This is a genomic window from Herbiconiux moechotypicola (genome assembly GCF_024979255.1).
GTDB lineage: Bacteria > Actinomycetota > Actinomycetes > Actinomycetales > Microbacteriaceae > Herbiconiux > Herbiconiux moechotypicola.
Genome location: NZ_JANLCN010000034.1, coordinates 1 through 945, shown reverse-complemented (window position 1 = coordinate 945; position 945 = coordinate 1). Strand labels below are relative to the sequence as shown.

Sequence of the window (945 nt, the reverse complement as noted above, 5' to 3'; positions counted from 1 at the left end):
CTAGGGCGTGTCTGACAAAGGTTGACGGTTGCGGCTGAGAGTCTTTGAGGGTGTCGCGGTTTCAGGTGCTTTCGGATGTTCAGTGGTCGTTGATCGAGGGGATGCTGCCGCGTCCGACGGGTCGGCCGGGTCGGAAATTCTCCGACGCCAGGATGATGGTGGAAGCGATCGTGTATCGGTATCGGACGGGGATCGCGTGGCGGGATCTGCCGGAGGTGTTCGGTCCGTGGCAGACGGTGTGGACCTGGCATCGCCGGATGGCGTTCGATGGGACGTGGGATCGGGTGGCTGCGAAGATTGTTGCGGCGGCGGATGCTGCGGGGATGGTCGATTGGTCGCTATCGGTGGACTCCACGATCGCTCGTGCGCACCAGCACGCGACGAACACGACCCGGCTCACGGGGGGCTGGATCGAAATACAAGGATCTGACGCTCGAGCCGCCTGATCACGGTATCGGCCGCTCCAGAGGTGGGCTCTCGACAAAGATTCATCAGCTCGTCGATGGCAGCGGGCTCCCGCTGGTCACACTGATCACGCCGGGGCAAGCAGGTGACTCACCGATGTTCCTACCGTTGATGGCGCACCTGCGAGTCGGCCGCGACACCGGCCGGCCGCGCACCCGACCGGATGCGGTGCGCGCCGACAAGGCGTACTCGTCCCGCGCGATCCGAGGACATCTGCGTTCCCGCGGGATCAAGGCCGTGATCCCCGAGCCCGATGACCAGAAGGGGCACCGCAAGCGTCGTGGATCACGCGGCGGGCGTCCGGTCGGGCTCGACGCTAGCGACTACAAGAACCGCAACGTGATCGAACGCAACTACGCTCGCGTGAAGCAGTGGCGCGGCCTTGCCACCCTCTACGACAAGCACGCCGTGATCTACCGCGCTGCGGTCGTCCTCAACGCCGTCATCGCCTGGACTCGAACTTTGTCAGACACGCGCTAG

General features: G+C 64.8%; 1 protein-coding gene. It reads left to right on the top strand.

All coding sequences use genetic code 11. From position 1 onward, the window contains the following. The first annotated feature begins 50 nt into the window (after positions 1-50). Positions 51-945, top strand: a protein-coding gene (locus N1031_RS20390; RefSeq protein ID WP_259481792.1) for an IS5 family transposase whose coding sequence is annotated in 2 segments (ribosomal slippage) — positions 51-401 and positions 403-945 — 894 coding nt in all. Because the reading frame shifts where the segments join, the coding sequence is not laid out codon by codon here.